Genomic DNA, 21,750 nt, shown 5'->3' on the forward strand with positions numbered 1-21,750 from the left:
TGATAAATACAAGAATTTATAATTCCCAAATTCACAATTGTCTAAGAGTGTAATTATTTCATCAGATTTTATTCCACCAGTGATTGCAATGGCTTTGATGTCGATCTTTTGTAATCGCTGAACTTGATCTTTCATCAACGCCACCAAAGGAGAAATTACTAAACAAATTCCATCCTTCATCATAGCGGGAACTTGAAAACAAATCGATTTTCCGCCACCCGTTGGCATCAGACCAAAAGTGTCTTTTCCCTCTAAAACCGAATTAATAATTTCGTCTTGAGGCGACCTAAAAGCGTCGTGTTTCCAGTATTTTTGAAGAATTTGTAATGCTGTTTGCATTAGTTCTGGATTATGATTTAAAGTTTGATTAATGGTTTAAAGCAACTCAACTTTAAATTTAAAACTTTAAACAATTGGTTAAATTTTATCTAAGATAAATAAAATTCTATTATCAACAGAGTCTTTTGGAACTTCGATGAGTTCGTAGCCATATTTTTTATAAGTTTCCATAAGGTGAATGTCGATATGTTGGGCTTGTTCGAAGTTCTCGTAACGCTGTTTATCGCTTGTAAATATTTCTTCCCAAGGGGGAAGAATGAATATTTTGGTATATAAATGATTCTTACAAGCTTCGTCAAAATAATTAGGATAGGTGTCTCCAATAAAATGCATATAAGCTAAAACATCTGGAATTCCGCGATCGATAAAGACTATTTTGTCAGGTTCGTTTACCGCATTTTGATATTGTTTTTTTCGACCTTCTAAAAGTAATTCGCTAAACAGTAATGGGTTTTCTAAGAATAATTGTTCGATGCCTTCTTTTTGTGCATCCAAAGTAACTTGTCGGGAAATTTCAGGATAACAACAATATCCTTTTTTTATCAATCCTTCGATAATGGTACTTTTGCCTGTTCCTGGCCCGCCAATAATGACTATGATTTCTTTCCCCACGTTTTTTAGAATAAGGCGCAAATTTACCTAAAGTTATTGAAAATTCGAAAGAATATTTAGACATATAATTTTCAATATTTTAAAAATCCTATCTCAAAGTTTCGGGACTAATATCAAAACTGTATATTTGCTTTTATTTTAATTATAGAATGGATAAGAATACTCAGGAATTTTATGATAGGTTGCAAGCAGAGCTAGATTTGAGCAATACTTGGCCCGCATTATATTTGTTTAAATTTATTGTGCCATCTATAAATGACAATGTTCTTCGTGTTGAAGAAGCCTTTGATTGTTTGGGGGCAGTTATAAAAACGACAAAATCCAAAACAGGAAAATTTACCAGTATCTCTGTTGATGTACAGATGAAAAATTCCCAAGAAATAATAGATAAATACATAGAAGTCTCTACAATTAAGGGTATTATTTCCCTTTAAAATCTCAATTCGAATATGAATTCAAAATATGTAAAAGAAGTTGCAAATGATGTCGTACATCATTTGGAATATAATGCTGAAAGATCGCATCTCATTATTCCAGAATATGGTCGCCATTTGCAGAAACTTATTGACCAAGCAACTGCAATTGAAGATTCTGTAGAACGAAACAAAGCTGCAAAATACATCATTCAGGTTATGGGAAGCTTGAATCCACATTTACGAGATGTGCCTGATTTTCAGCACAAATTATGGGATCAATTATTCATAATGTCTGATTTTAAATTGGATGTAGAATCACCTTATCCAGTGCCAACTCGTGAAGTTCTGCAACTGAAACCAGATGTTCTAAAATACCCACAAAATTTTCCCAAGTATCGATTTTATGGTAATAATATCAAATATATGATTGATGTTGCTAATAAATGGGAAGAAGGAGAAATGAAAAGTGCTTTGGTGAAAGTTATCGCCAATCACATGAAAAAATCATATTTGAGTTGGAATAAAGACACCGTAAAAGACGATGTTATTTTTGAACATTTATATGAACTCTCCGACGGAAAATTGAATTTACTCCAAAGCACTGAAGAACTTTTGACAACAACAGATTTGTTGCGAACTAACAAGAGAGTGTCTAATAAAATCACGCCTCCTGGTCAGCCAAAAATTCAAAGTAACAAGAATATAAAAGGAGGGAAGTCAAATCCTGCACATAAAAACCAAAATAGAAAACCAACTAATTAAAAAATTAGAATTTAAAATTAAAAATTCACAATAGCTGTTTTTTAATTTTAAATTCTAAATTTTTAATTTTTAATTTATAGAAAATGGGAATATTCAAAATAGAAGGGGGAGTTCCTCTAAAAGGAGAAATAACGCCACAAGGTGCCAAAAATGAAGCCTTGCAAATTTTATGTGCCATATTGTTGACTCCAGAAAAAGTCACCATCAATAATATTCCTGATATAATTGACATTAATAAGTTGATTACACTTTTAGGAAACTTAGGAGTAAAAATCCAAAAAATGGGACATGGTTCCTATATTTTTCAAGCAGATGATGTAAATGTAAATTATCTTGAAACCGAAGCTTTCAAAAAAGAAGGAGGAGCACTTCGAGGATCTATTATGATTGTTGGGCCACTTTTGGCAAGATTTGGAAAAGGATATATTCCGAAACCAGGTGGTGATAAAATAGGTCGTAGAAGACTCGATACTCACTTTGAAGGATTTATCAATCTTGGAGCCAAATTTCGTTACAATAAAGAAGACCATTTTTATGGTGTTGAAGCTCCTGATGGATTAACTGGAGCTGATATGTTGCTCGACGAAGCTTCAGTAACTGGAACAGCAAACATTGTAATGGCAGCTGTTTTGGCCAAAGGGAAAACCACCGTTTACAACGCTGCATGTGAGCCTTATTTGCAACAATTGTGCAAAATGTTGAATGCAATGGGAGCAAAAATATCAGGGGTTGGGTCAAACTTATTAACCATCGAGGGTGTTGAAAGTCTTGGAGGCTGTACTCATAGAATTCTTCCAGATATGATTGAAATAGGAAGTTGGATAGGTCTTGCGGCAATGACTAGAAGCGAAATTACGATAAAAGATGTAAGCTGGGAAAATCTTGGATTGATTCCAAATGTCTTTAGAAAATTAGGGATTACATTAGAAAAAAGAGGGGATGATATTTATATCCCAGAACATAAAAATGGTTATCAGGTAAAAACGGATATCGATGGTTCTATTCTTACAGTTTCTGATGCGCCTTGGCCAGGATTTACTCCTGATTTATTGAGTATTGTTTTGGTTGTTGCTACTCAAGCAAGAGGAGATGTTCTTATTCATCAAAAAATGTTTGAAAGCCGATTGTTTTTCGTTGATAAATTAATTGATATGGGAGCCAAAATTATTTTGTGTGATCCACACAGAGCAGTTGTCATTGGTCACGATTTCAAATCACAATTAAAAGCCACAACAATGTCATCGCCAGATATTCGAGCTGGAATATCATTATTGATTGCGGCACTTTCTGCAAAAGGAACAAGTACTATTCAAAATATTGAGCAAATAGATAGAGGTTACGAACGTATTGATGAACGTTTGAGAGCTATTGGAGCGAAGATTGTAAGAGCATAAATTAATATAAAAGCTCAAATGACAAACGAACAAACAGCAGTAAGAGCCACTTATTTTAGTATAATTGGTAATATTGTATTGGCAATAATAAAAGGTTTGGCAGGTTTTTTTGGTAATTCGTATGCTTTAATAGCTGATGCAATTGAATCCACTACTGATATTTTTGCTTCTTTCTTAGTACTTTTCGGAATTAAATATTCTAATAAACCAGCCGATGATAATCATCCTTATGGTCACGGTCGAGCAGAACCATTAATCACTTTTTTAGTTGTTGGATTCTTGATTACTTCAGCGACAATTATTGCTCACGAAAGCATTAATAATATTGGAACCTCGCACGAATTGCCTAAATCTTGGACACTTTTTGTTCTTGGAGCTATAATTATTTGGAAAGAATATTCCTTTCGTTTAGTAATGAAAAGAAGTGTTGAATCGAACAGTTCGTCACTTAAAGCAGATGCTTGGCATCACCGAAGTGACGCCATAACATCAATTGCTGCTTTTATTGGAATTTCGATTGCCTTGATTTTAGGAAAAGGATATGAATCTGCCGATGATTGGGCAGCACTTTTCGCCGCAGGATTTATATTTTATAACAGCTATTTAATTTTTCGACCTGCTTTGGGAGAAATTATGGACGAGAATTTGTATGATGATCTAATAGCAGAAATTAGAATTGTTTCCCTTCAAGTGGAGGGAATTGTTGATACTGAAAAATGTTTTATTCGCAAAGCAGGAATGAAATATCACGTTGATTTGCACGCTATTGTAAATTCAGAAATTACCGTAAAAGAAGGTCACGAAATATCGCATTTATTAAAAGATACTTTGCGCTTGAAAATTCCTGAATTAGTTCACGTTTTAATTCATATTGAGCCAACGAGTTATTGATTTTTTTAATTTTTAGCCTTTTTAAAACTTCTTTTTTACTCCAAAGCATTCAAAATTTTTAGCCCAAAAATAACTCCATCTTTTTGAATTCCGTTTTGATAGGAATGAACATAATCAAAACGAAAAATCTTAATTTTTCCAAAGCCAAGATTATCTAGACCAACTGTAAACTCTGAATAGGATTTCCTGTCAGCAATAACTAAACTATGAAATCCCAGATTTAAAGTTGAATTCAACTTGTTCAATAAAGGAATTTTATTCATAATATATCCTTTGTCGTTATGCTCTAAATGGGCTTCAAAATAAGATTTATTGGTGCTGTTTGAATAGTAGGGAAGTAGATTAAAAATATTCAAATAGCGGTCGCTGGTGCCAATGTGTGTTTGGTTTCCGTTGAAATGTTTGTAGTCGGCAAAGGAGATATTTTCGCCGTGAATAAATGTCCCCGCTTTTAAATTGACTCCTAAATTTCCTTTGTTTCCTAATGATAATTCATATTTTATTTGACTGGAAATTTGTTGAAATTCATATTTTTTTTCATTGGATGCAAAAGCATTTTCATAGTTTAAAATGATAGTTGGATATTTATCATTTCTAATATTGAGTTTTCCATCTGGACGAGAAATGTATTTATTTCCAAAATTTAGTCTAGCCATTACATTCATTTTCGTTAGATGATGGGTGTCAAATATTGGAGTTACATAATCATTTGGCAGTAACGGATTATTTGATGTGTAGGCTTTTTCCTTTGGAACGGATGTGTAATCAGTTGTATTAAATAAAGATTTTCGTTGCTGGTATTCTAAATTTCCTTTTAAATAAAAATTGTTTCCCACATCTTGACCGTAAGTTATACCCGCAAATTCCTTGTTATACAATTTCATATAATTACTTTTAAAAAAAGTAGTGCTAATTGTATTCATAAACATTGAAATGGGTTCTTCAGTATTAAACTGTTTCACTTCACTTCCTCCGTAAATAGATAATGAGGCATAATTTTGATGATTGAATCGATGATAATAATTTGCTGTTGCACGCAATCTGTCATCCGAAAAACCATAGTTAAACTTAGTGCTTATTGAAGTTGATTTCCCTTTTTCTTCTTCGTTTTTCCAAGTTCTGAACGAAAATCCTGAATCGAGATTCCAACCTTGCACCGTATTGAAGGTTAATGAAGCAATATTGGCTAATCCATCATAAGAAAAGGATTGTTTCTTAGTGCTATTTTTCCAGTGATAACCCATAATTGGACTTGAAAACTTGAATTTATTCGCTTTTTTATCAATAGAATCTAAATATTTTTTTGAGTTGTGAAGAGTGTAAATGCTGTCTTTCTTGGTGTAATCAGTATTTTCCTCAATGGTTAATGGCACGGGTCTAATTTTATTCCAAAAAACACTGTCTTTTTTGTTGGCATTTTCTGCAAAACTTACAATTTCGTTGCCGAAAGTCTTTTTGGGGAAAGCGGAAACAAAATTATAATTGGTGTAAACATAAGAGAAATTTCCGTTGAATTTTATTCCAAAAATTCCTGCCGAAAAAGCCAAATTTTGTGTGCTTTTTCCCCAAACTTTATTGATGGTGTTGTAACTGAAATTTTGTTTCAAATTCATACTTTCAATCATTTCTTGGTGCATTCTGTAGCCTTTTATGTCTAAATCAACAGCATAAATTGCCCAAGAATCGTCAACAATATAAATATAACCTTCAAAAACGGGTTCGGCATCGCGTTTTGCAATGACTTTAATTTTGTTAATCATTTGATTGTTTTCATCCTGAAAAGTGCCTTCCATTTTATATTTGTAATAGTTGAAAGCATTGTCAGCAATAGGCGAAATTATCTGACTATTAAAATTTAAAGTATTTTCATAAAAATCATAAGTTGTTGATAAGGCTGTGTTGTAGCTAAAGCCTTTGCTGTCACCACTTACTTTTGAAGCCAAAATGGTTTCTTTCAATTTATTAGGTTTTTCAAAAGAGATTTTAGAAACCGTTTCCGAAAGGTAAATAATTCCCGTTCCTGTAGAATCCAGGGTGCTTCCCGAGCTACCCATATCAACTTTTTGTCCTAATATTTTTTTGGGTAAATCTTTGACTTTCAGTAGTCCTTTCGAGTAGAAATCAGCTTGAAAATGAGCTGTTTGTTCTGAATTTTCTTTTTTGCTGGCTATTGCTTTTCTAATTACGGCATTGGCTGGATTGTCTTTTGTGTTGATAACAACCTCAGAAAGAGATAAACTTTCTTCAACTAATTTTATGTTTTGTACGTAAGGTAATTTATCGACGTCGATGGAAACTCGTTGTGTTTTGAATCCTAAATATTGAAAAACAAGCGTATGTTTTCCTAAAGTTTTAATATTCAATTCATAATTTCCGAGTTCATTAGTTGAGGTTCCATTATAGGTGTTTTCTTCCCGAATATTTACATTAGATAGGGGATTTCCTTTTTCATCAGTAATGGTTCCTTTGATTTGGGCAAAATTTGTAATGGAAATGAATAGAAGTAAAAAGGAGTAATATTTTTTCATACAATTTTTTTTACAAGAGTATGAAAAGAAAATAGTAATAATTTAAAAGTTTCGTTAAATTCTACTTCGCAAAAATTAAATTCTTGTTAAACTACAAAAACGACATCACCGCTAATTCATAGCTTTTCATCCCAAAACCAAGAATTACTCCTTTGGCATTTCCTGAAATATAAGATTGATGACGGAAACTTTCTCGTGAAAAAGTATTCGAAATATGGACTTCAACAACTGGAGTAGTTATGGCTTTTATAGCATCGCCAATTCCAATGGAAGTATGAGTATAAGCTCCCGCATTGAGAATAATTCCATCATAAGAAAAACCCAATTCTTGAATTTTACCTATCAATTCCCCTTCGATGTTGCTTTGATAGTAAGTCAATTCTAATTGTGGAAATTTCTCTTTTAAAGTTTCGAAATAATCTTCAAAAGTTTGACTTCCATAAACTTCAGGTTCACGTTTTCCTAATAAGTTGAGATTGGGTCCGTTGATGATGGCAATTTTCATATTTCATATTTTTGTAAAAATAAAAAAACCGTTCTAATTACAAGAACGGTTTCTATAAATTTAATTTATTTTTATTAAAATAAAATTCCCGCCGAAACTTGAACAACGGAGTTTTTTGTTTGAGCATCTTTCGATACTTCTGTTAGTCCTAAAAGATAACGACCTTGAATAAATATATTTTTAGTAATTTTTAATCCTAATCCTGCCGCTACTGAAAAATCATAAGTATTTGAATCATTTACGGCAAATTTGTCTCTTCCACTCAATAAGAAAGAAGCTTGAGGACCAAGGTCAAGACTAATTGATTTGTTTAAATAGATTTTTGCCAAAACTGGAATTGAAATATAGCCAACTTCATTTTTTATTTCGGTTAGAGCATTTTTGTATGTAGCTCCTTGAGTAGAATATAGTAATTCGGGTTGAATGGCAAATTTTTCTATTAGTTTTATTTCTGCAACCAAACCTGCGTGATAGCTAGTTATAGCATCAGTTTTATAATTGCTGCTGTTGATTGTTATTTGAGTTCCTGTTTGATTAGCATAGTTTAATCCAGCCTTTATGCCAAATTTCACTATTTGTGCCTCAGTATTTGAGGACATTGCAAATAGTAGAACTAGAAATAAAATTGTCTTTTTCATAGTGTTATTTTTTTAAAATTTGTTTATAATTTAAAACTCATTTATTAAAACTATTTATTTTGATAATTATTGCAATTTATGATTTTTCAATTATATGCTCTTGATACAATTTATGAAAGCAATGAGAGGATTGTTTTGTAAATATTAAACCTAGTATGCTTATAGAAAATGTGTTTTTTTTTGTCGCTTAATAGTTATTTATAATGAATTTAAATTACAATAGCACATATAAAATATTTTTTTTATTATATTTTTGGTAAGAAAAAATCCATACTTTTGTTTTTAATTAACAATTAAAAAGTTACAATTATGAAAATTATTTTGAAAATGGTTATGCTTATTTTTATGTGTTTATTTTTTTTTACAAGTTGTGAAAATCAAATGGATGAAAATATTGATTCCTCAAGTACAGAAAATAGTAAGTTAGCAGTTAATGAACTATATGATTCGAATTCAAATTTAAAACGTGAATTTGGGAAAGCACTTATGATTTCTCTAAATGAAAGTAAATCTTTAAGAGATTTAATAAAAAACAAATCATTGGAAATGTTTGATAATGATTATGAAGTTTTATATGAAATGATAAAAAACGAAAAACTCGAAAATGGCTTAACTTTAAGAGAAAGTTTATTAAAAAATATTGGAAATGAAAATAGGTTGCTTCAAATAGAAATTAATAATCCGACGCTTACAATACTAGTTCCAGAATTACCTGAAAATTCTTTTTCGGCTAAATTGTGGAATACTGATAAAGAAATTCCTAAAGTAGCAATTCGTTTGAATACTTCAAATAATGTTCCTATTATAAATCAAGATGGAACTGAGGACATAATTGAAGCAAAATATACTCCAGGTTTTCCTATAATAGTTATAAAAGAAAATGAAAGAGTTATTGTCGAAAAAAATAAAGAATTTGGGAAATTAAAGACTCGAACTTTAAAAACTGAGAGTAGTGTTGTGTTCAAATTTTTAGATAATTGTTTTGACAAAACGAAAAATTCTAAAAAAGAAATGATGAGAACAGTTAATTCAAATATTTTAGACCCTAAAATTATAACAGCCTATAATACTTATACTGGTTCAAATGTGGACGGATGGGATAGAGATTATATTTATTATGGTATAACCCCAACAACACCAAAAGGACCTTTTAAATATGATTTTCAAGAATCTATACAATCTTTTTCTCTTCAAGGAGATCCTATTGCGGCCTACAATAAGATTGCAGATCAAACTAATGATCCTAAATTTGTATCAGGAGGTAGTTCTACTTGGACAGGTGGAAATTTTGAATTTAAGATAAGAATAATTGTTAATGCTAAAAATGGCATAGGTAGTGAGATAATTAAATATTTCAATGCAACTCCAAATGATTTATTTGTCGTCGAATCTAGAAAAGTAAAAATTTCTTTTGCGTATTTTTATATTAATTCAATTAAAAGTTTAAGACAAATGCCTTTAAATATTCCAATTTTTAATTGGGATTTGGACCAATATGCATCATCAATCAAAATAGAAATAGAAGAGGTTGATTTGACTGAGACAACGGTGTTAACGGACACTAGAACCGTAAAATTCGCTACCAATTTCAACATTGAAGGCACATTATTAAAAGTTGGTCTTAAGTTTGGTGCTAGTTTAGAGCAAACAACTACTCACACAGTTCAAAAAACTTATACTCAAGGAAATGATGCGCTTGGAGAAGTAATTGTGAATTTTGCTGATAAAATTATAATAAGTCAAGCAGGTTCTGATTACACAACTAGAGAATATAATTCTGGTTTATATTCAATAAGTGTTGAACCTATGAGGGTTCAATAAATATAAGTTAGAAACTATTTTACTAAAATATTTTTAGAATTATGCAATTCCAAACCACGCATTTTGCGTGGTTTTTTTATGTCCAAAAATTGCTTTACTTTGTAAAATGAATTGGAAAACCTACATCAAAAGTTATCAATCGTATCTGAGAATCGAAAGAGGTTTATCTAAAAATACCATCGATAATTATTCTTTTGATGTTGAAAAGTTATGCCTTTTTTTGGAAGAAAATGCCATTTCTGTTTCACCAATAAAAATAAATGAAGAAACTATTCAACAGTTTATTTATAGCGTTTCAAAAGAAGTAAATCCAAGGTCTCAAGCCAGAATAATTTCGGGTTTAAAAAGTTTTTTTAGTTATTTGATATTCGAAGATTATCGTGCTGATAATCCTTTGGAACTGATTGAAACTCCAAAAACAGGTCGTAAACTACCAGATACATTATCAGTTGATGAAATTGATTCATTGATTTCGGCTATCGATTTGAGTTCAAATGAAGGCGAACGAAATAGAGCAATGCTCGAGACTTTGTATGGTTGTGGCCTTCGAGTTTCGGAATTGGTTTCACTCAAAATTTCCGATTTATTCTTCGAGGAAGGCTTTATAAAAATTACGGGTAAAGGAAATAAACAGCGGTTTGTTCCTATTGGAAATTTAACTCAAAAGTACATTCAGATTTATAGAGATTCCATCCGAATTCATTTGAATATAAAAAAAGGTTTTGAGGATACTTTGTTTCTAAATAGGAGAGGAGGTCAGCTCTCGAGAGCTATGATTTTTACAATAATAAAAGATTTGGCAGTTCAAATCAATTTAAACAAAAGTATAAGCCCACATACTTTGCGCCATTCATTCGCTACACATCTTCTTGAAAACGGAGCCGATTTGCGTTCGATTCAATTAATGCTTGGTCACGAATCTATTACCACTACTGAAATTTATGTGCATTTGGACAGAAGATTTTTAGCAGAAGTTATGAATGCTTTTCATCCAAGAAAAAATTAGAATTCCGAATAGTTTGTAGCAAAAAAAAAGCACCTCAGATAGTTCTGAAGTGCTTTTGTATTTATAGTTATTCAAGTTAGTAAAACTCGAATTAAAGAATAACTTATTTTGCAATATTTACTGCTCTAGTTTCTCTAATTACGGTTACTTTCACTTGACCTGGATAAGTCATTTCAGTTTGTATTTTTTGAGAAATTTCGAAAGATAAAGTCGCTGCATTATCATCCGATACTTTTTCACTTTCTACAATTACACGAAGTTCTCTTCCGGCTTGAATAGCATAAGCATTTTTAACTCCGCTAAAGCCATAAGCCACTTCTTCCAAATCTTTTAAACGTTGGATGTAAGAGTCTAAAACTTGTCTTCTCGCACCTGGTCTCGCACCTGAAATAGCATCACAAACCTGAATAATTGGTGATAATAAAGATTTCATTTCTATTTCGTCGTGGTGCGCTCCGATGGCGTTGCATACTTCTTCTTTTTCGCCATATTTTTCAGCCCATTGCATTCCTAATAATGCGTGTGGTAAATCACTTTCAGTATCTGGAACTTTTCCTATGTCGTGAAGCAATCCAGCTCTTTTGGCTAGTTTTACATTCAATCCTAATTCGGCAGCCATTATTCCACAAAGTTTAGAAACTTCACGAGAGTGTTGCAGTAAGTTTTGTCCGTAAGAAGAACGGTATTTCATTCGCCCCACGACTTTAATCAATTCAGGATGTAAACCGTGAATTCCTAAATCGATAACGGTACGTTTACCAACTTCAATGATTTCATCGTCAATTTGTTTGGTAGTTTTAGCTACAACTTCTTCAATTCGAGCTGGGTGAATACGTCCGTCAGTTACTAATTTATGCAAAGATAAACGAGCAATTTCTCTTCGAACAGGGTCAAAACAAGAAAGAATAATTGCTTCTGGTGTGTCATCAACAATGATTTCAACTCCAGTCGCTGCCTCAATGGCTCTAATATTTCTACCTTCACGTCCAATAATTCTACCTTTTACATCATCCGATTCTATGTTGAATACAGAAACACAGTTCTCAACCGCTTCTTCTGTACCAATTCTTTGAATGGTGTTGATGATGATTTTCTTAGCTTCTTGTTGAGCGGTTAATTTAGCTTCTTCAATAGTATCTTGAATGTGTGCCATTGCCTTGGTTTTGGCTTCAGCTTTTAATCCGTCTATTAATTGATTTTTGGCTTCTTCAGTAGATAAACCAGAAATCACTTCCAGTTGTTGAAGATGGCTTTTGTGCAATTTTTCAACTTCTGTTTGTTTCTTGTCCAAGATTTCTACTTTGGCAGTGTACTCTATAGTTTTTGCTTCAAAATCGTCGTTGACTTTCTTGGCTTTTGATAGTTCATTAGAAACTTGGGATTCTTTGTCTCGAATTCTTTTTTCGACTTCTGCCATTTTTTGGTCACGAGAAAGAATTACTTGCTCGTGTTCCGATTTTAATTCGATAAATTTTTCCTTCGCTTGAAGAATTTTATCTTTTTTGATGTTTTCGGCTTCAAGATTGGCATCTTTTAAAATAGATGATGCTTCTTTTTTTGCGTTTTTGATTAAATTAGAAATGTTGCTTTTCTCTATTATTTTGGCTAAACCAAAACCTCCAGCAATGCCTCCAATTCCTATAATTATTGTTAAAATGTCTTCCATAGTTTATTAAAATTTATATATAAAAAAGCCTACATTAGATTGCTTGAATAAACTCGGAAAGACAAGTTTTGAGCTAACTCGTTGTTCAAGCTTTCCCTCAAGGGGACGTGCTATAGTAACGATGATTTGCTCATTCTAAATTGTTAGTGTTGAGTTTACCAAATGTGAACTAATGTAGGCAGTATCTTAGTTTTTGTAAAGAACGTTTATTTGTCGAGATATTGATCTAAAATCGCATTGATTTTTTTAATTCTTTCGATAGTTGCTTCGCCATCGATTGCATTATCAATTTGTTTTTGTTCTGTCTGTGATGCAAATTGCAAAGCACACATTGCTAAAACATCTTGTTTGTCACGAACAGCATAATTTTCTTCAAATTGCTTTATCATTCCATCAATTTTCTTTGAAGCACTTCTAAGTCCTTCTTCTTGAGAGAGTTCTACCGTCAATGGGTAAACTCTGTCTGCAATTGATATTTTAATTTTAAGCTTTTCGTCCATATCTTTTTAATCTGATAGCTGCGCTATACAGTAATCAATTTCACGAATTAATGAATTTATTTTAAGCTTCGTATCTCTTTTATTATCTTCACTGCCTAGTAACGCGTTGGCAATTTTGAGTGTTTCATACTGCGATTTTAAAGCCTCAATCTCTTGAGATTGAGTTTGTATGGTTTGTGCAGCTTTGGTTAATTCAATTTTTAACCCTTGATTATTTTTTTCTAAACTATTTATTTTAACAAAAAGTTTTTCAATCTTATTTTCAAGAGCATCAATTATTTCTGCAATTACACTCATAATATATTCCTACGTATTACATAATCTTACAAAGTTAGTATTCCTTTTTATTATTACAATATTTTATTTGTTTTTTTGTGTTAAATTACATAAATCTTTGTATTACAACTTATTGTGATTTGTATTTTATATATAATTCTTTTTTTTATCTTAGCAAAAATGTATTCAATGAGATTTTACTTATTTTCAATATTAATCGGCTGTTCATTAGCTGCGCAAACTAATTATCCAAAAGATTATTTTAGTCCTCCGCTTGATATACCTATGCAGTTGTCAGGGAATTTTGGAGAGCTAAGACCCAATCATTTTCACGCGGGATTCGATTTAAAAACACAACAAAGGGAAGGGTTAGAAGTTCACGCCGTTGCTGATGGATATGTATCGAGAATCAAAATTTCCACTTTTGGAAACGGAAAAACTATTTATATTACCCATTCAAATGGTTATACTTCTGTTTATGGACATTTGCAAAGAGCAACAGGAGTTATAGAAGAATTTATCAAAAAAACGCATTATGCTGAGCAATCTTTTGAAATTGAAATGTACCTGAAACCGGATGAATTGGTTGTTAAAAAAGGAGAAGTGATTGCTCTTTCTGGAAATACTGGTGCTTCTGAAGGACCTCATTTGCATTTCGAATTTCGGGATAATATAACAGAGAATATTATTAATCCAATGTTATTTGGTTTCGATAAGTATATTAAGGATACCAAGAAACCTATGATTTCAAGTATTTATGTTTATCCATTAGATAACGAAACGGTTGTAAATCAATCTAAACGTCCATTATTATTGAATTTGTTGTTACAAAAAGACGGAACTTATCTGGCGGATAAAGTGGTTGCCAATGGTAAAATAGGTTTTGGATTAAATACTTTTGATTATGATGATGTTTCATTTAATAAAAATGGAGTGTATAAAATACAATCGTTTTACAACGGAATGCCGAATTTTGGATACCAATTTGACACCTATTCTTTTGATGAAATGCGTTATGTAAATGCACTTATTGATTATTCGATGTACAAGAAAACGCAGCAAAGGGTTCAAAAGCTATTTATGCTTAACCCCTATAAACTGAGTATAATTCAATCGGATAAATCGAATGGAGTTCTTGCTCTAAGTCCTAATTTAACATCAGTTTATCGCATTGAAGTTTCCGATTTCTTTGGCAATCAAACCATCGTTTCGATTCCAATAAAGTATGAATCATTAAATACAATTATTGCACAAGAACCCATTACTTCAAAGTATTTTATTAAGGCAAATAATGATTGTAATTTTACTAAGGATAATATGTCAGTCTTTTTTCCGGCAGGCACATTTTATGATGATTTTTATTTGAATTTCGATGTGAAAAATGACACCTTGTTCCTGCATAAAGATATTGTTCCAGCTCATTCCAACTTTACCATTTCAATAGAAGACAATAAATATAATGATTCTAAAAAGGAAAAACTTTTCATTGCCTCTATTTCGGGTAAAAAAATAAGTTACATTCCAACTTTTCGTAAAGACAATGTGTTTACTGCAAAATATAAAACTTTGGGCAATTTTACCTTGGTTTTAGATACAATAGCACCCAAGATTTCGATTGCAAAATCAATAGAAGGGAAATGGATTAGCGATAAGTCAACTATTCAATTTACAATAAGCGATGAATTGTCAGGTATAAAATCCTATAATGGTTATTTGAATGGCAACTGGGTTTTATTTGAATACGATAATAAAACAAAAAAAATCACTCACAATTTTAGTGATGGTATTGTTGCCGAAGGGGCAAATGAATTAAAAATAATTGTTATGGATAATATGGGGAATTCTAGTATCTTTGAAACTCATTTTTTCAGAAGTCAAAAAAATAAAAACTAAATTCCTTGAGTGTAAATAAAATAATACTTGTTTTCTTTTTTTTATGTTTTGGATCTATAGCTTTTGCTCAATCTGCTCATATCAAAGGAGTAATTCTCGATAAAAATAATCTACCTGTCGAAAATGTAAATATATCTTGCCGTGGAGCTGGAACTCAATCCAACGAAAATGGGTTCTATGACTTAACCATCCCCGACAATCAAAAAGTAACAGTAGTTTTTTCGCATATTTCTCTAAAAAAAGTCACTGTTACAGTTTCCTTAAAACCAAAAGAAGATTATGAATTCAACTTGGTTATGAGTGATCGTGATGAGCAAATGGGAGAAGTCGTGATTATGGTAAACAACAAGAAAAGAGTTCAGGGAATTACTACCATTGAGCCCGAAATGATTCGAAAAATTCCTGGTGCAAATCCTGGAGTAGAAAATATTTTGAAATCACTTCCGGGTGTTAATTCTAACAATGAATTGAGTACACAATACGCTGTTCGAGGTGGAAATTATGATGAAAATCTGGTTTATGTTAATGAAATAGAAGTATATCGACCTTATCTTATTCGTTCTGGACAACAAGAAGGTTTGAGTTTTACCAATACTGATTTAGTTCAAAACATTGATTTTTCAGCTGGAGGATTTCAGTCCAAATTTGGAGATAAATTGTCTTCTGTTTTGGATATAACGTATAGAAATCCAACCCAATTTGGAGCTGTAGCAGAAGCAAGTTTCCTTGGAGGAAGTCTCGCCGTTGATGCCGTTTCCAAAGATAAAAAATGGTCTGCAATAACGGGAGTTCGTTATCGTAATAACAGTCTTTTAGTAAAAAGTCAGGAAACGCAAACGAATTATACACCTACATTTGCTGATATTCAAACGAACATTAATTACAATGCTTCCGCCAAATGGCAATGGAGTTTTTTAGGGAATATTTCTCAAAATGATTACCAATATCAGCCTTTGACACGTCAGACTAATTTTGGTACAATCGATAATCCTATGGCGTTGTTGATCTATTATGAAGGACAAGAAAAAGATAAATATTCTACCTATTTTGGAGCTGTAAAATCGACATTCGTTGCTTCAGAAAATTCTACTTACAAATTAATTATGTCGGCATATCATACTCAAGAGCAAGAGCATTTTGATATTTTGGCGCAATATCGTTTAGGGGAAGTAGATTCAAATATTGGTTCGGAGACCTTTGGAGATGTTGCCTTTACAAGAGGAATTGGTTCGCAACTCAATCACGCAAGAAATGATTTAGATGCCCTAATTGTAAATGCTGAAATAAAAGGTTTCCATAATTGGAAAAAAAGCCAAATTGAATGGGGAGCAAAATTTACTCGTGAATCGATTCGTGATCGAGTTATTGAATGGGAAGTAATTGATTCTGCTGGTTTTTCAATCAATCCACCTATTGATTTTTTACCCAAAAATGACCAACCTTACACTCCTTATGCAGGACCTTTAGTTCCTTATCAAAATGTGAGAGCAATAAATTTTGTTGATATTAATAGGTTCTCAGGTTATATTCAATGGAGCAGAAAAGGATATTTGGGCAACAACGAAATTTGGTTAAATGCAGGTGTGCGATCTCAAAATTGGGATGTTTCTGGAGATAATTTAGGTAGTAAATCGCAATTTACTTTTAGTCCAAGAGCCCAAATTAGCTTGAAACCTAACTGGAGTAAGGATATGTTTTTCCGACTTTCAGGAGGTTTGTATCATCAGCCACCGTCTTATCGTGAGTTGAGAGATGCTGATGGAGTAGTGAATCCGAATGTCAAGGCACAACAAGCGATTCATATTGTTTTGAGCAATGATTATAGTTTCAAAATGTGGAATCGTCCTTTTAAAATGGTTTCTGAATTGTATTATAAATCCTTGACGGATGTTAATCCATACACTTTGGATAATGTTCGAATTCGTTATGCTGCTACCAATAATGCTAAAGCCTATGCGCAAGGATTCGATTTTAGATTAAACGGCGAATTTGTTCCCGGAACGGAATCTTGGTTTAGTTTTGGGTATCTAAAAACAGAAGAGAACATAGACAACAAAGGATTTATTGCCAGACCAACTGATCAAAGACTTAAATTTGGAATGCTGTTTCAAGATTATATGCCTAATATTCCAAGTATAAAATTATACCTCAATTTAGTTTATAACACTGGATTGCCAGGAGGCTCGCCTTCGTATGCCGATCCGTATTTGTATCAAAATCGTTTAAATGATTACCGTCGTGCCGATGTTGGTTTCTCTAAAGTTTTAATTGATGCTAAAAACCCATCCAATAAAAATTGGTTGCAACCCTTCCAGGAATTGGCCATAGGATTGGAAATTTTCAATCTTTTTGACAATCAAAATGCGATTACTAACACTTGGGTTCGCGACGTTTACACCAAAAATCAATATGCGATTCCGAATTATATGACCACACGAGTTTTTAATGTGAAAGTGAATATGAGGTTTTAGAATATTATATCAAAATAGCACTCTCCAAATCCGATTTTTCTATAGTGAAGTCAAAACATGGTTATTTTACTAATTGAAAAACAGTATTTTATGTTAAGAAAAGATGTAATAAAAAAATAGGTTCTACTGGAAATGTTGTGAACGTTTTTTTATAAAACCATTAAGAAAAAAAAGAAAGTTAAGAACGCTGCAAATCTTAATTTTTGAAGAGGGTGCACGACAAATTGCATTTTCCAATTAAAAAACCTCGTAGAGGTGTACTGTTTGTAGAAAAAAGGATACGTTTCAATAACAAAACTCCATAGGAGTGACCTGAATTTATACATTTCAGGTCGCTCCTATGGAGCTCGGTGGCTCCATAGCATTATTTCTACAAACAGTACACCTCTACGGGGCTTTTGTTTGCATTTTTTTAAAATAGAATTAAAATTCAAGGCTACTTGTTTCATTTTATCTGCGGAATCTACGTGCAAATTTAGGCACGCAGACTGAGCAGATTTACGCAGATTTTAAAAATAAGTACTTAAAATGCAATTTGTCGTGCACCCATCTTAATTTTCTTAACGAGCTTAATGGTTTAAATTTTTCGTCTTTCACACACATACCAGAAGAACCAAAAAATAAAATTTAAGTTGTACTTTAGAGCAACTTCATTAACTTTGTCTTGTGAATAAAAATCTAAAAATAAGAGTCGTAACATTTTATAAAGATTACTTTGCAGAATTCTTTATTAAACAAAGAGAAAAAGTGCAAGATAAAATTACTTGGACTTTGGAATTAATTGAACAGTTAGAAAAAGTTCCCGAAACGTATTTAAAACATATTGAAAATACGGAAGGCTTGACTGAAACAAGGAAGTGATATTTTTAGAATATTTTGTTTTTTCGATAAGGGAAAATTAATAATTTTAGCTAATGGATTCCAAAAGAAAACACAAAAGACCCCAAAAAAGGAGATTGATAAAGCATTAAAAATCAAAGAAGAATACGAAAATGAAAACAAATAACTTAAAAACACTCGCTGAATTCAAAGAGGAGTTTTACGGAAAAAAAAGGAACCGAAAAACGCAACAATTTAGAAAAAGGTTTCGAGCAATTCAAACTTGGCGTAATGATTCACGAAGCGAGAATTGAAAAGGGATTAACTCAAGAAGAACTTGCCATTAGAAGTGGAACAACAAAATCGTATATTTCAAGAATTGAAAATAACGTAAAAGAAGTTCGTTTTTCTACTTTACAAAAGATTGTAGAATTAGGTTTAGGCGGAAAATTAGAATTAGCTATATAGCTATTAGCCTTCACTTTATATCAAAATAGCACTCTCTAAATCCGATTTTTCAATCGTAAAATCAAATCCTAATTTTGAAACTAATTAGATAACAAGGTTTTTATACCAGTTTTCTGATTTGGGATGAATATAGATTTTTTTTTAGTTGCATTAATAATTTTTTTTGTACATTTGTGCGTACAAATTAAAGTACATCTAAAAAATATACGATGAAAGCAGTATCAATATCAACCTTAAGAAAAAATATCAAAAACTATTTTGATGAGGTATCCGAATCGTCAGAAATGTTGATTGTTTCAAGAAACGATGAAGAAGACGCCGTTGTTATTATATCCTTAAAAGAATATAATTCAATGACAGAAACGCAACATTTATTAGCTACGAATGCCAATAGAAAAAGACTTGCCGAATCTATTCAACAAGCAGAAAAAGGCGAATTGAAAATTTTCAATCTTGATGAATAATGGATATTAGTTTTACACCAAATGGCTGGGAAGAATTTGAATATTGGATAGATAACGACCAAGATATTGTTGCAAGAATTAAAGATTTAATAAAATCCATTAGGCAAGATCCTTTCAAAGGAATTGGAAAACCAGAACCTTTAAGGTATGATTTAAAAGGGTATTGGTCACGAAGAATTACTGGCGAACATAGAATTGTCTATAAAGTTTCTGGCACAAAAGGTGTCGATCAAAGATGTATCATTATACAGTGCAGATTTCATTATGACGATTAAAGGAACTTACTGAATTTTACAAACCTTATATCAAAATATCACTTTCCAAATCCGATTTTTCAATCGTAAAATCAAATCCTAATTTTGAAACCAATTCGATAACAAGGTTTTTATACCAGTTTTCTGATTTAGGATGAATGTAGATTTTTTCAATCAGTTGATTGATGTCCACATTTATTTTTAGTCCGTCGTTTAATTTGATATTACTTTGGGTAACATCCGAAATAATGCGAACTTCTCTTTCGTACTGAAAACTTTTTCTTTTGAACAGAAAGGGGAAAAACATATCATCAAAAGGAATATATTCTTTTTTGTAGTCAATATAATTGACTTCGCCAATGTATTGATCAAATTTATTTTCAGGAATAAGTGCTTTTTTTAACCTTTCTACCGTAGATTGAATCGCTAAACCTTCACTGTTTTGTGTGAAAATTTGCCACATTGCAAACGATTCGTATTCGTTGATATGCCAACTGCTGATGGCTACATTTTCGCGATGCGATTTGTAATACTGAATAAATTCAGGATTGTTTACAGCAATTTTTTTGATTTCTTCGTAAGTTGGTTCGCTAAAAGTACCTTCATATTGATCTTCGAATTTATCTGAACGCGACATAAATAACTTATGTGATAGCAACAAATCGAGAAACTTAGACAAGTCGAGATATTTCCAAACAACTGTGTCTGGATCTTCAGGAAGCTTAATATTTTTGTTGTTGAGGTACATTTTTAAAATTAAAAATCCGTTTTAATCTGTGTTTTCGCAAAGCGAATCTGTTTTATCAGCGTTCCATCAAATTAGATTGCTTCCTCCACGGCGGACAAGTCGTGCCTCGCAATGACTTATTACTCAAAACTCTGCATTGTAACCAATTTATTATAGGTTCCGTTCATCGCAATTAGTTCCTCGTGAGTTCCTTGTTCTACAATTTCTCCCTTTTGCATCACCACAATTTTATCCGCTTTTTGAATGGTTGAAAGACGGTGAGCAATCACAATCGAAGTTCTATTTTGCATCATATTTTCTAAAGCAACCTGCACAAACTTTTCACTTTCTGTATCCAAGGCTGATGTGGCTTCATCCAAAATCATAATCGGTGGATTTTTCAAAACCGCACGAGCAATCGATAACCGTTGTTTTTGACCACCAGAAAGTTTGTTTCCGCTATCGCCAATGTTGGTGTAAATTCCAAGTGGCAAATCTTTGACAAATTCATAAGCATTGGCAATTTTCAAAGCTTCAATAATTTCTTCGTCGGTAGCGTCTAGTTTTCCGAGTGAGATATTGGCTTTTATAGTGTCATTAAACAAAATGCTATCTTGAGTTACCAATCCCATCAAACCACGAAGCGATTGCAAATTCATATCTTTTATGTCAATTCCGTCAATGGTAATTGTTCCTTCATTTACATCATAAAAACGAGTCAATAAATTGGCAATCGTACTTTTTCCACTTCCGGATTGACCTACGAGAGCCACGGTTTGTCCTTTTTTCACTTCAAGTGAAAAATTCTTTAAAACTGTTTCTTCCTCGTATTTGAAGTTGATGTTTTTTATTGTGATTTTAGACTCAAATGATTCTTTTTTCAGCGCATCTTTTTTGCTCGTAATCGTATTTTCTTGATGTAAAATTTCTAATATTCTCTCTGCGGCGGCATTTCCTCTTTTTATGGCATAAGATGCTTTTGAGATAGATTTTGCTGGAGTCAAAATATTATAAGCCAAACCCATATAAGCAATAAACGAAGCTCCATTTAATGTTTTCTCTATCAAAACCATATGTCCTCCATACCAAAGCAAGATGGCGATAACCATAATTCCCATAAATTCACTTGCAGGCGAAGCTAGGTTTTGTCTGTTTCCAATGCTATTCGACAAGACAAAAAAACGTTGTGTCGATTCTTGAAATATTCGATTAAAATAGTTCTCTCAATTATAACCTTTTACCACTTTTAATCCGCCAAGAGTTTCTTCGATAGTTGACAAAAATATGCCTTGTTCTTGTT

The 21,750-nt window shown here is 32.1% G+C and carries 22 protein-coding genes and 1 pseudogene; 13 read left to right on the top strand and 10 right to left on the bottom strand.

Annotation, left to right across the window (positions count from 1 at the left end):
• A partial coding sequence (locus tag PHC28_RS03535) for a DEAD/DEAH box helicase (RefSeq protein ID WP_300096610.1) occupies positions 1 to 339 on the bottom strand: 339 nt, incomplete at its 3' end.
• 78 nt (positions 340 to 417) lie between these two features.
• Positions 418 to 951, bottom strand: a complete 534-nt coding sequence (locus tag PHC28_RS03540) for an ATP-binding protein (protein ID WP_300096628.1) — start codon at positions 949 to 951, stop codon at positions 418 to 420.
• Positions 952 to 1,100: 149 nt separating this feature from the next.
• Here PHC28_RS03540 and PHC28_RS03545 point away from each other — a divergent pair, with 149 nt between their 5' ends.
• From PHC28_RS03545 to PHC28_RS03560, 4 genes are all read left to right on the top strand, one after another.
• Positions 1,101 to 1,385, top strand: coding sequence for a DUF493 domain-containing protein (locus tag PHC28_RS03545; protein WP_300096611.1), 285 nt, complete (start codon positions 1,101 to 1,103; stop codon positions 1,383 to 1,385).
• Positions 1,386 to 1,400: 15 nt separating this feature from the next.
• Positions 1,401 to 2,129 (top strand): DUF4290 domain-containing protein, encoded by a 729-nt coding sequence (locus PHC28_RS03550; RefSeq protein WP_300096612.1) that lies wholly within the window; start codon positions 1,401 to 1,403, stop codon positions 2,127 to 2,129.
• A gap of 83 nt (positions 2,130 to 2,212) precedes the next feature.
• Entirely contained in the window at positions 2,213 to 3,523 is a 1,311-nt protein-coding gene (murA, locus tag PHC28_RS03555) for a UDP-N-acetylglucosamine 1-carboxyvinyltransferase (protein ID WP_300096613.1), read from the top strand.
• Between the two features lie 18 nt (positions 3,524 to 3,541).
• A complete protein-coding gene (locus tag PHC28_RS03560; protein WP_300096614.1) occupies positions 3,542 to 4,414 on the top strand; it encodes a cation diffusion facilitator family transporter in 873 nt (290 codons plus the stop codon).
• Between the two features lie 35 nt (positions 4,415 to 4,449).
• On the opposite strand, the gene PHC28_RS03565 is transcribed toward PHC28_RS03560, so the two are convergent.
• The 3 genes from PHC28_RS03565 to PHC28_RS03575 all read right to left on the bottom strand — a co-directional run bounded on the left by PHC28_RS03565 (position 4,450) and on the right by PHC28_RS03575 (position 8,085).
• On the bottom strand, positions 4,450 to 6,942 hold the full coding sequence (locus PHC28_RS03565) for a DUF5686 and carboxypeptidase regulatory-like domain-containing protein (protein ID WP_300096615.1): 2,493 nt from the start codon (positions 6,940 to 6,942) through the stop codon (positions 4,450 to 4,452).
• 91 nt (positions 6,943 to 7,033) lie between these two features.
• Complete coding sequence (gene aroQ / locus PHC28_RS03570; RefSeq protein WP_300096616.1) at positions 7,034 to 7,447, bottom strand: type II 3-dehydroquinate dehydratase; 414 nt, start codon at positions 7,445 to 7,447, stop codon at positions 7,034 to 7,036.
• Positions 7,448 to 7,521: 74 nt separating this feature from the next.
• Complete coding sequence (locus PHC28_RS03575; protein WP_300096617.1) at positions 7,522 to 8,085, bottom strand: porin family protein; 564 nt, start codon at positions 8,083 to 8,085, stop codon at positions 7,522 to 7,524.
• A 309-nt stretch (positions 8,086 to 8,394) separates the two neighbouring features.
• Here PHC28_RS03575 and PHC28_RS03580 point away from each other — a divergent pair, with 309 nt between their 5' ends.
• Both PHC28_RS03580 and xerD read left to right on the top strand, forming a co-directional pair.
• Complete coding sequence (locus PHC28_RS03580) at positions 8,395 to 9,906, top strand: hypothetical protein (RefSeq protein WP_300096618.1); 1,512 nt, start codon at positions 8,395 to 8,397, stop codon at positions 9,904 to 9,906.
• 106 nt (positions 9,907 to 10,012) lie between these two features.
• A complete protein-coding gene (gene xerD, locus PHC28_RS03585) occupies positions 10,013 to 10,912 on the top strand; it encodes a site-specific tyrosine recombinase XerD (RefSeq protein WP_300096619.1) in 900 nt (299 codons plus the stop codon).
• Between the two features lie 103 nt (positions 10,913 to 11,015).
• Here xerD and rny read toward each other — a convergent pair whose 3' ends face one another.
• The 3 genes from rny to PHC28_RS03600 all read right to left on the bottom strand — a co-directional run bounded on the left by rny (position 11,016) and on the right by PHC28_RS03600 (position 13,375).
• Positions 11,016 to 12,578 (bottom strand): ribonuclease Y, encoded by a 1,563-nt coding sequence (gene rny / locus PHC28_RS03590; RefSeq protein ID WP_300096620.1) that lies wholly within the window; start codon positions 12,576 to 12,578, stop codon positions 11,016 to 11,018.
• A gap of 206 nt (positions 12,579 to 12,784) precedes the next feature.
• Positions 12,785 to 13,078, bottom strand: coding sequence for a cell division protein ZapA (locus PHC28_RS03595; protein WP_300096621.1), 294 nt, complete (start codon positions 13,076 to 13,078; stop codon positions 12,785 to 12,787).
• A 6-nt stretch (positions 13,079 to 13,084) separates the two neighbouring features.
• Positions 13,085 to 13,375: a hypothetical protein gene (locus tag PHC28_RS03600; RefSeq protein ID WP_300096622.1), complete on the bottom strand. Its 291-nt coding sequence runs from the start codon at positions 13,373 to 13,375 to the stop codon at positions 13,085 to 13,087.
• 168 nt (positions 13,376 to 13,543) lie between these two features.
• Between PHC28_RS03600 and PHC28_RS03605 the strand changes: the two genes are divergently transcribed.
• The 7 genes from PHC28_RS03605 (at position 13,544) to PHC28_RS03630 (ending at position 19,744) form a co-directional block, all read left to right on the top strand.
• On the top strand, positions 13,544 to 15,247 hold the full coding sequence (locus PHC28_RS03605) for a M23 family metallopeptidase (protein WP_300096623.1): 1,704 nt from the start codon (positions 13,544 to 13,546) through the stop codon (positions 15,245 to 15,247).
• A gap of 5 nt (positions 15,248 to 15,252) precedes the next feature.
• On the top strand, positions 15,253 to 17,718 hold the full coding sequence (locus PHC28_RS03610) for a TonB-dependent receptor (protein ID WP_300096624.1): 2,466 nt from the start codon (positions 15,253 to 15,255) through the stop codon (positions 17,716 to 17,718).
• A gap of 666 nt (positions 17,719 to 18,384) precedes the next feature.
• On the top strand, positions 18,385 to 18,579 hold the full coding sequence (locus tag PHC28_RS18310) for a hypothetical protein (RefSeq protein ID WP_367277983.1): 195 nt from the start codon (positions 18,385 to 18,387) through the stop codon (positions 18,577 to 18,579).
• A gap of 43 nt (positions 18,580 to 18,622) precedes the next feature.
• Positions 18,623 to 18,724 carry a type II toxin-antitoxin system RelE/ParE family toxin gene (locus tag PHC28_RS18315; protein WP_367277986.1) on the top strand — a complete coding sequence of 34 codons (102 nt, stop codon included), beginning with the start codon at positions 18,623 to 18,625 and terminating at the stop codon, positions 18,722 to 18,724.
• Between the two features lie 104 nt (positions 18,725 to 18,828).
• Positions 18,829 to 19,005 carry a helix-turn-helix domain-containing protein gene (locus tag PHC28_RS18320; RefSeq protein WP_367277984.1) on the top strand — a complete coding sequence of 59 codons (177 nt, stop codon included), beginning with the start codon at positions 18,829 to 18,831 and terminating at the stop codon, positions 19,003 to 19,005.
• Between the two features lie 209 nt (positions 19,006 to 19,214).
• A complete protein-coding gene (locus PHC28_RS03625; protein WP_300096625.1) occupies positions 19,215 to 19,469 on the top strand; it encodes a type II toxin-antitoxin system Phd/YefM family antitoxin in 255 nt (84 codons plus the stop codon).
• Complete coding sequence (locus tag PHC28_RS03630) at positions 19,469 to 19,744, top strand: Txe/YoeB family addiction module toxin (RefSeq protein ID WP_300096626.1); 276 nt, start codon at positions 19,469 to 19,471, stop codon at positions 19,742 to 19,744. Before PHC28_RS03625 ends, PHC28_RS03630 begins: the two co-directional genes overlap by 1 nt.
• A gap of 25 nt (positions 19,745 to 19,769) precedes the next feature.
• Here the strand turns inward: PHC28_RS03630 and PHC28_RS03635 are convergent, their stop codons facing one another.
• Both PHC28_RS03635 and PHC28_RS03640 read right to left on the bottom strand, forming a co-directional pair.
• The gene (locus PHC28_RS03635) at positions 19,770 to 20,471 is read right to left on the bottom strand and encodes a DUF2971 domain-containing protein (RefSeq protein ID WP_300096627.1); all 702 of its coding nucleotides are present in this window, start codon (positions 20,469 to 20,471) and stop codon (positions 19,770 to 19,772) included.
• Positions 20,472 to 20,590: 119 nt separating this feature from the next.
• Positions 20,591 to 21,750: pseudogene (locus PHC28_RS03640) on the bottom strand (ABC transporter ATP-binding protein); the annotation flags it as partial.

Source organism: Flavobacterium sp. (genome assembly GCF_028712645.1).
In the GTDB taxonomy this organism is placed as follows: domain Bacteria; phylum Bacteroidota; class Bacteroidia; order Flavobacteriales; family Flavobacteriaceae; genus Flavobacterium.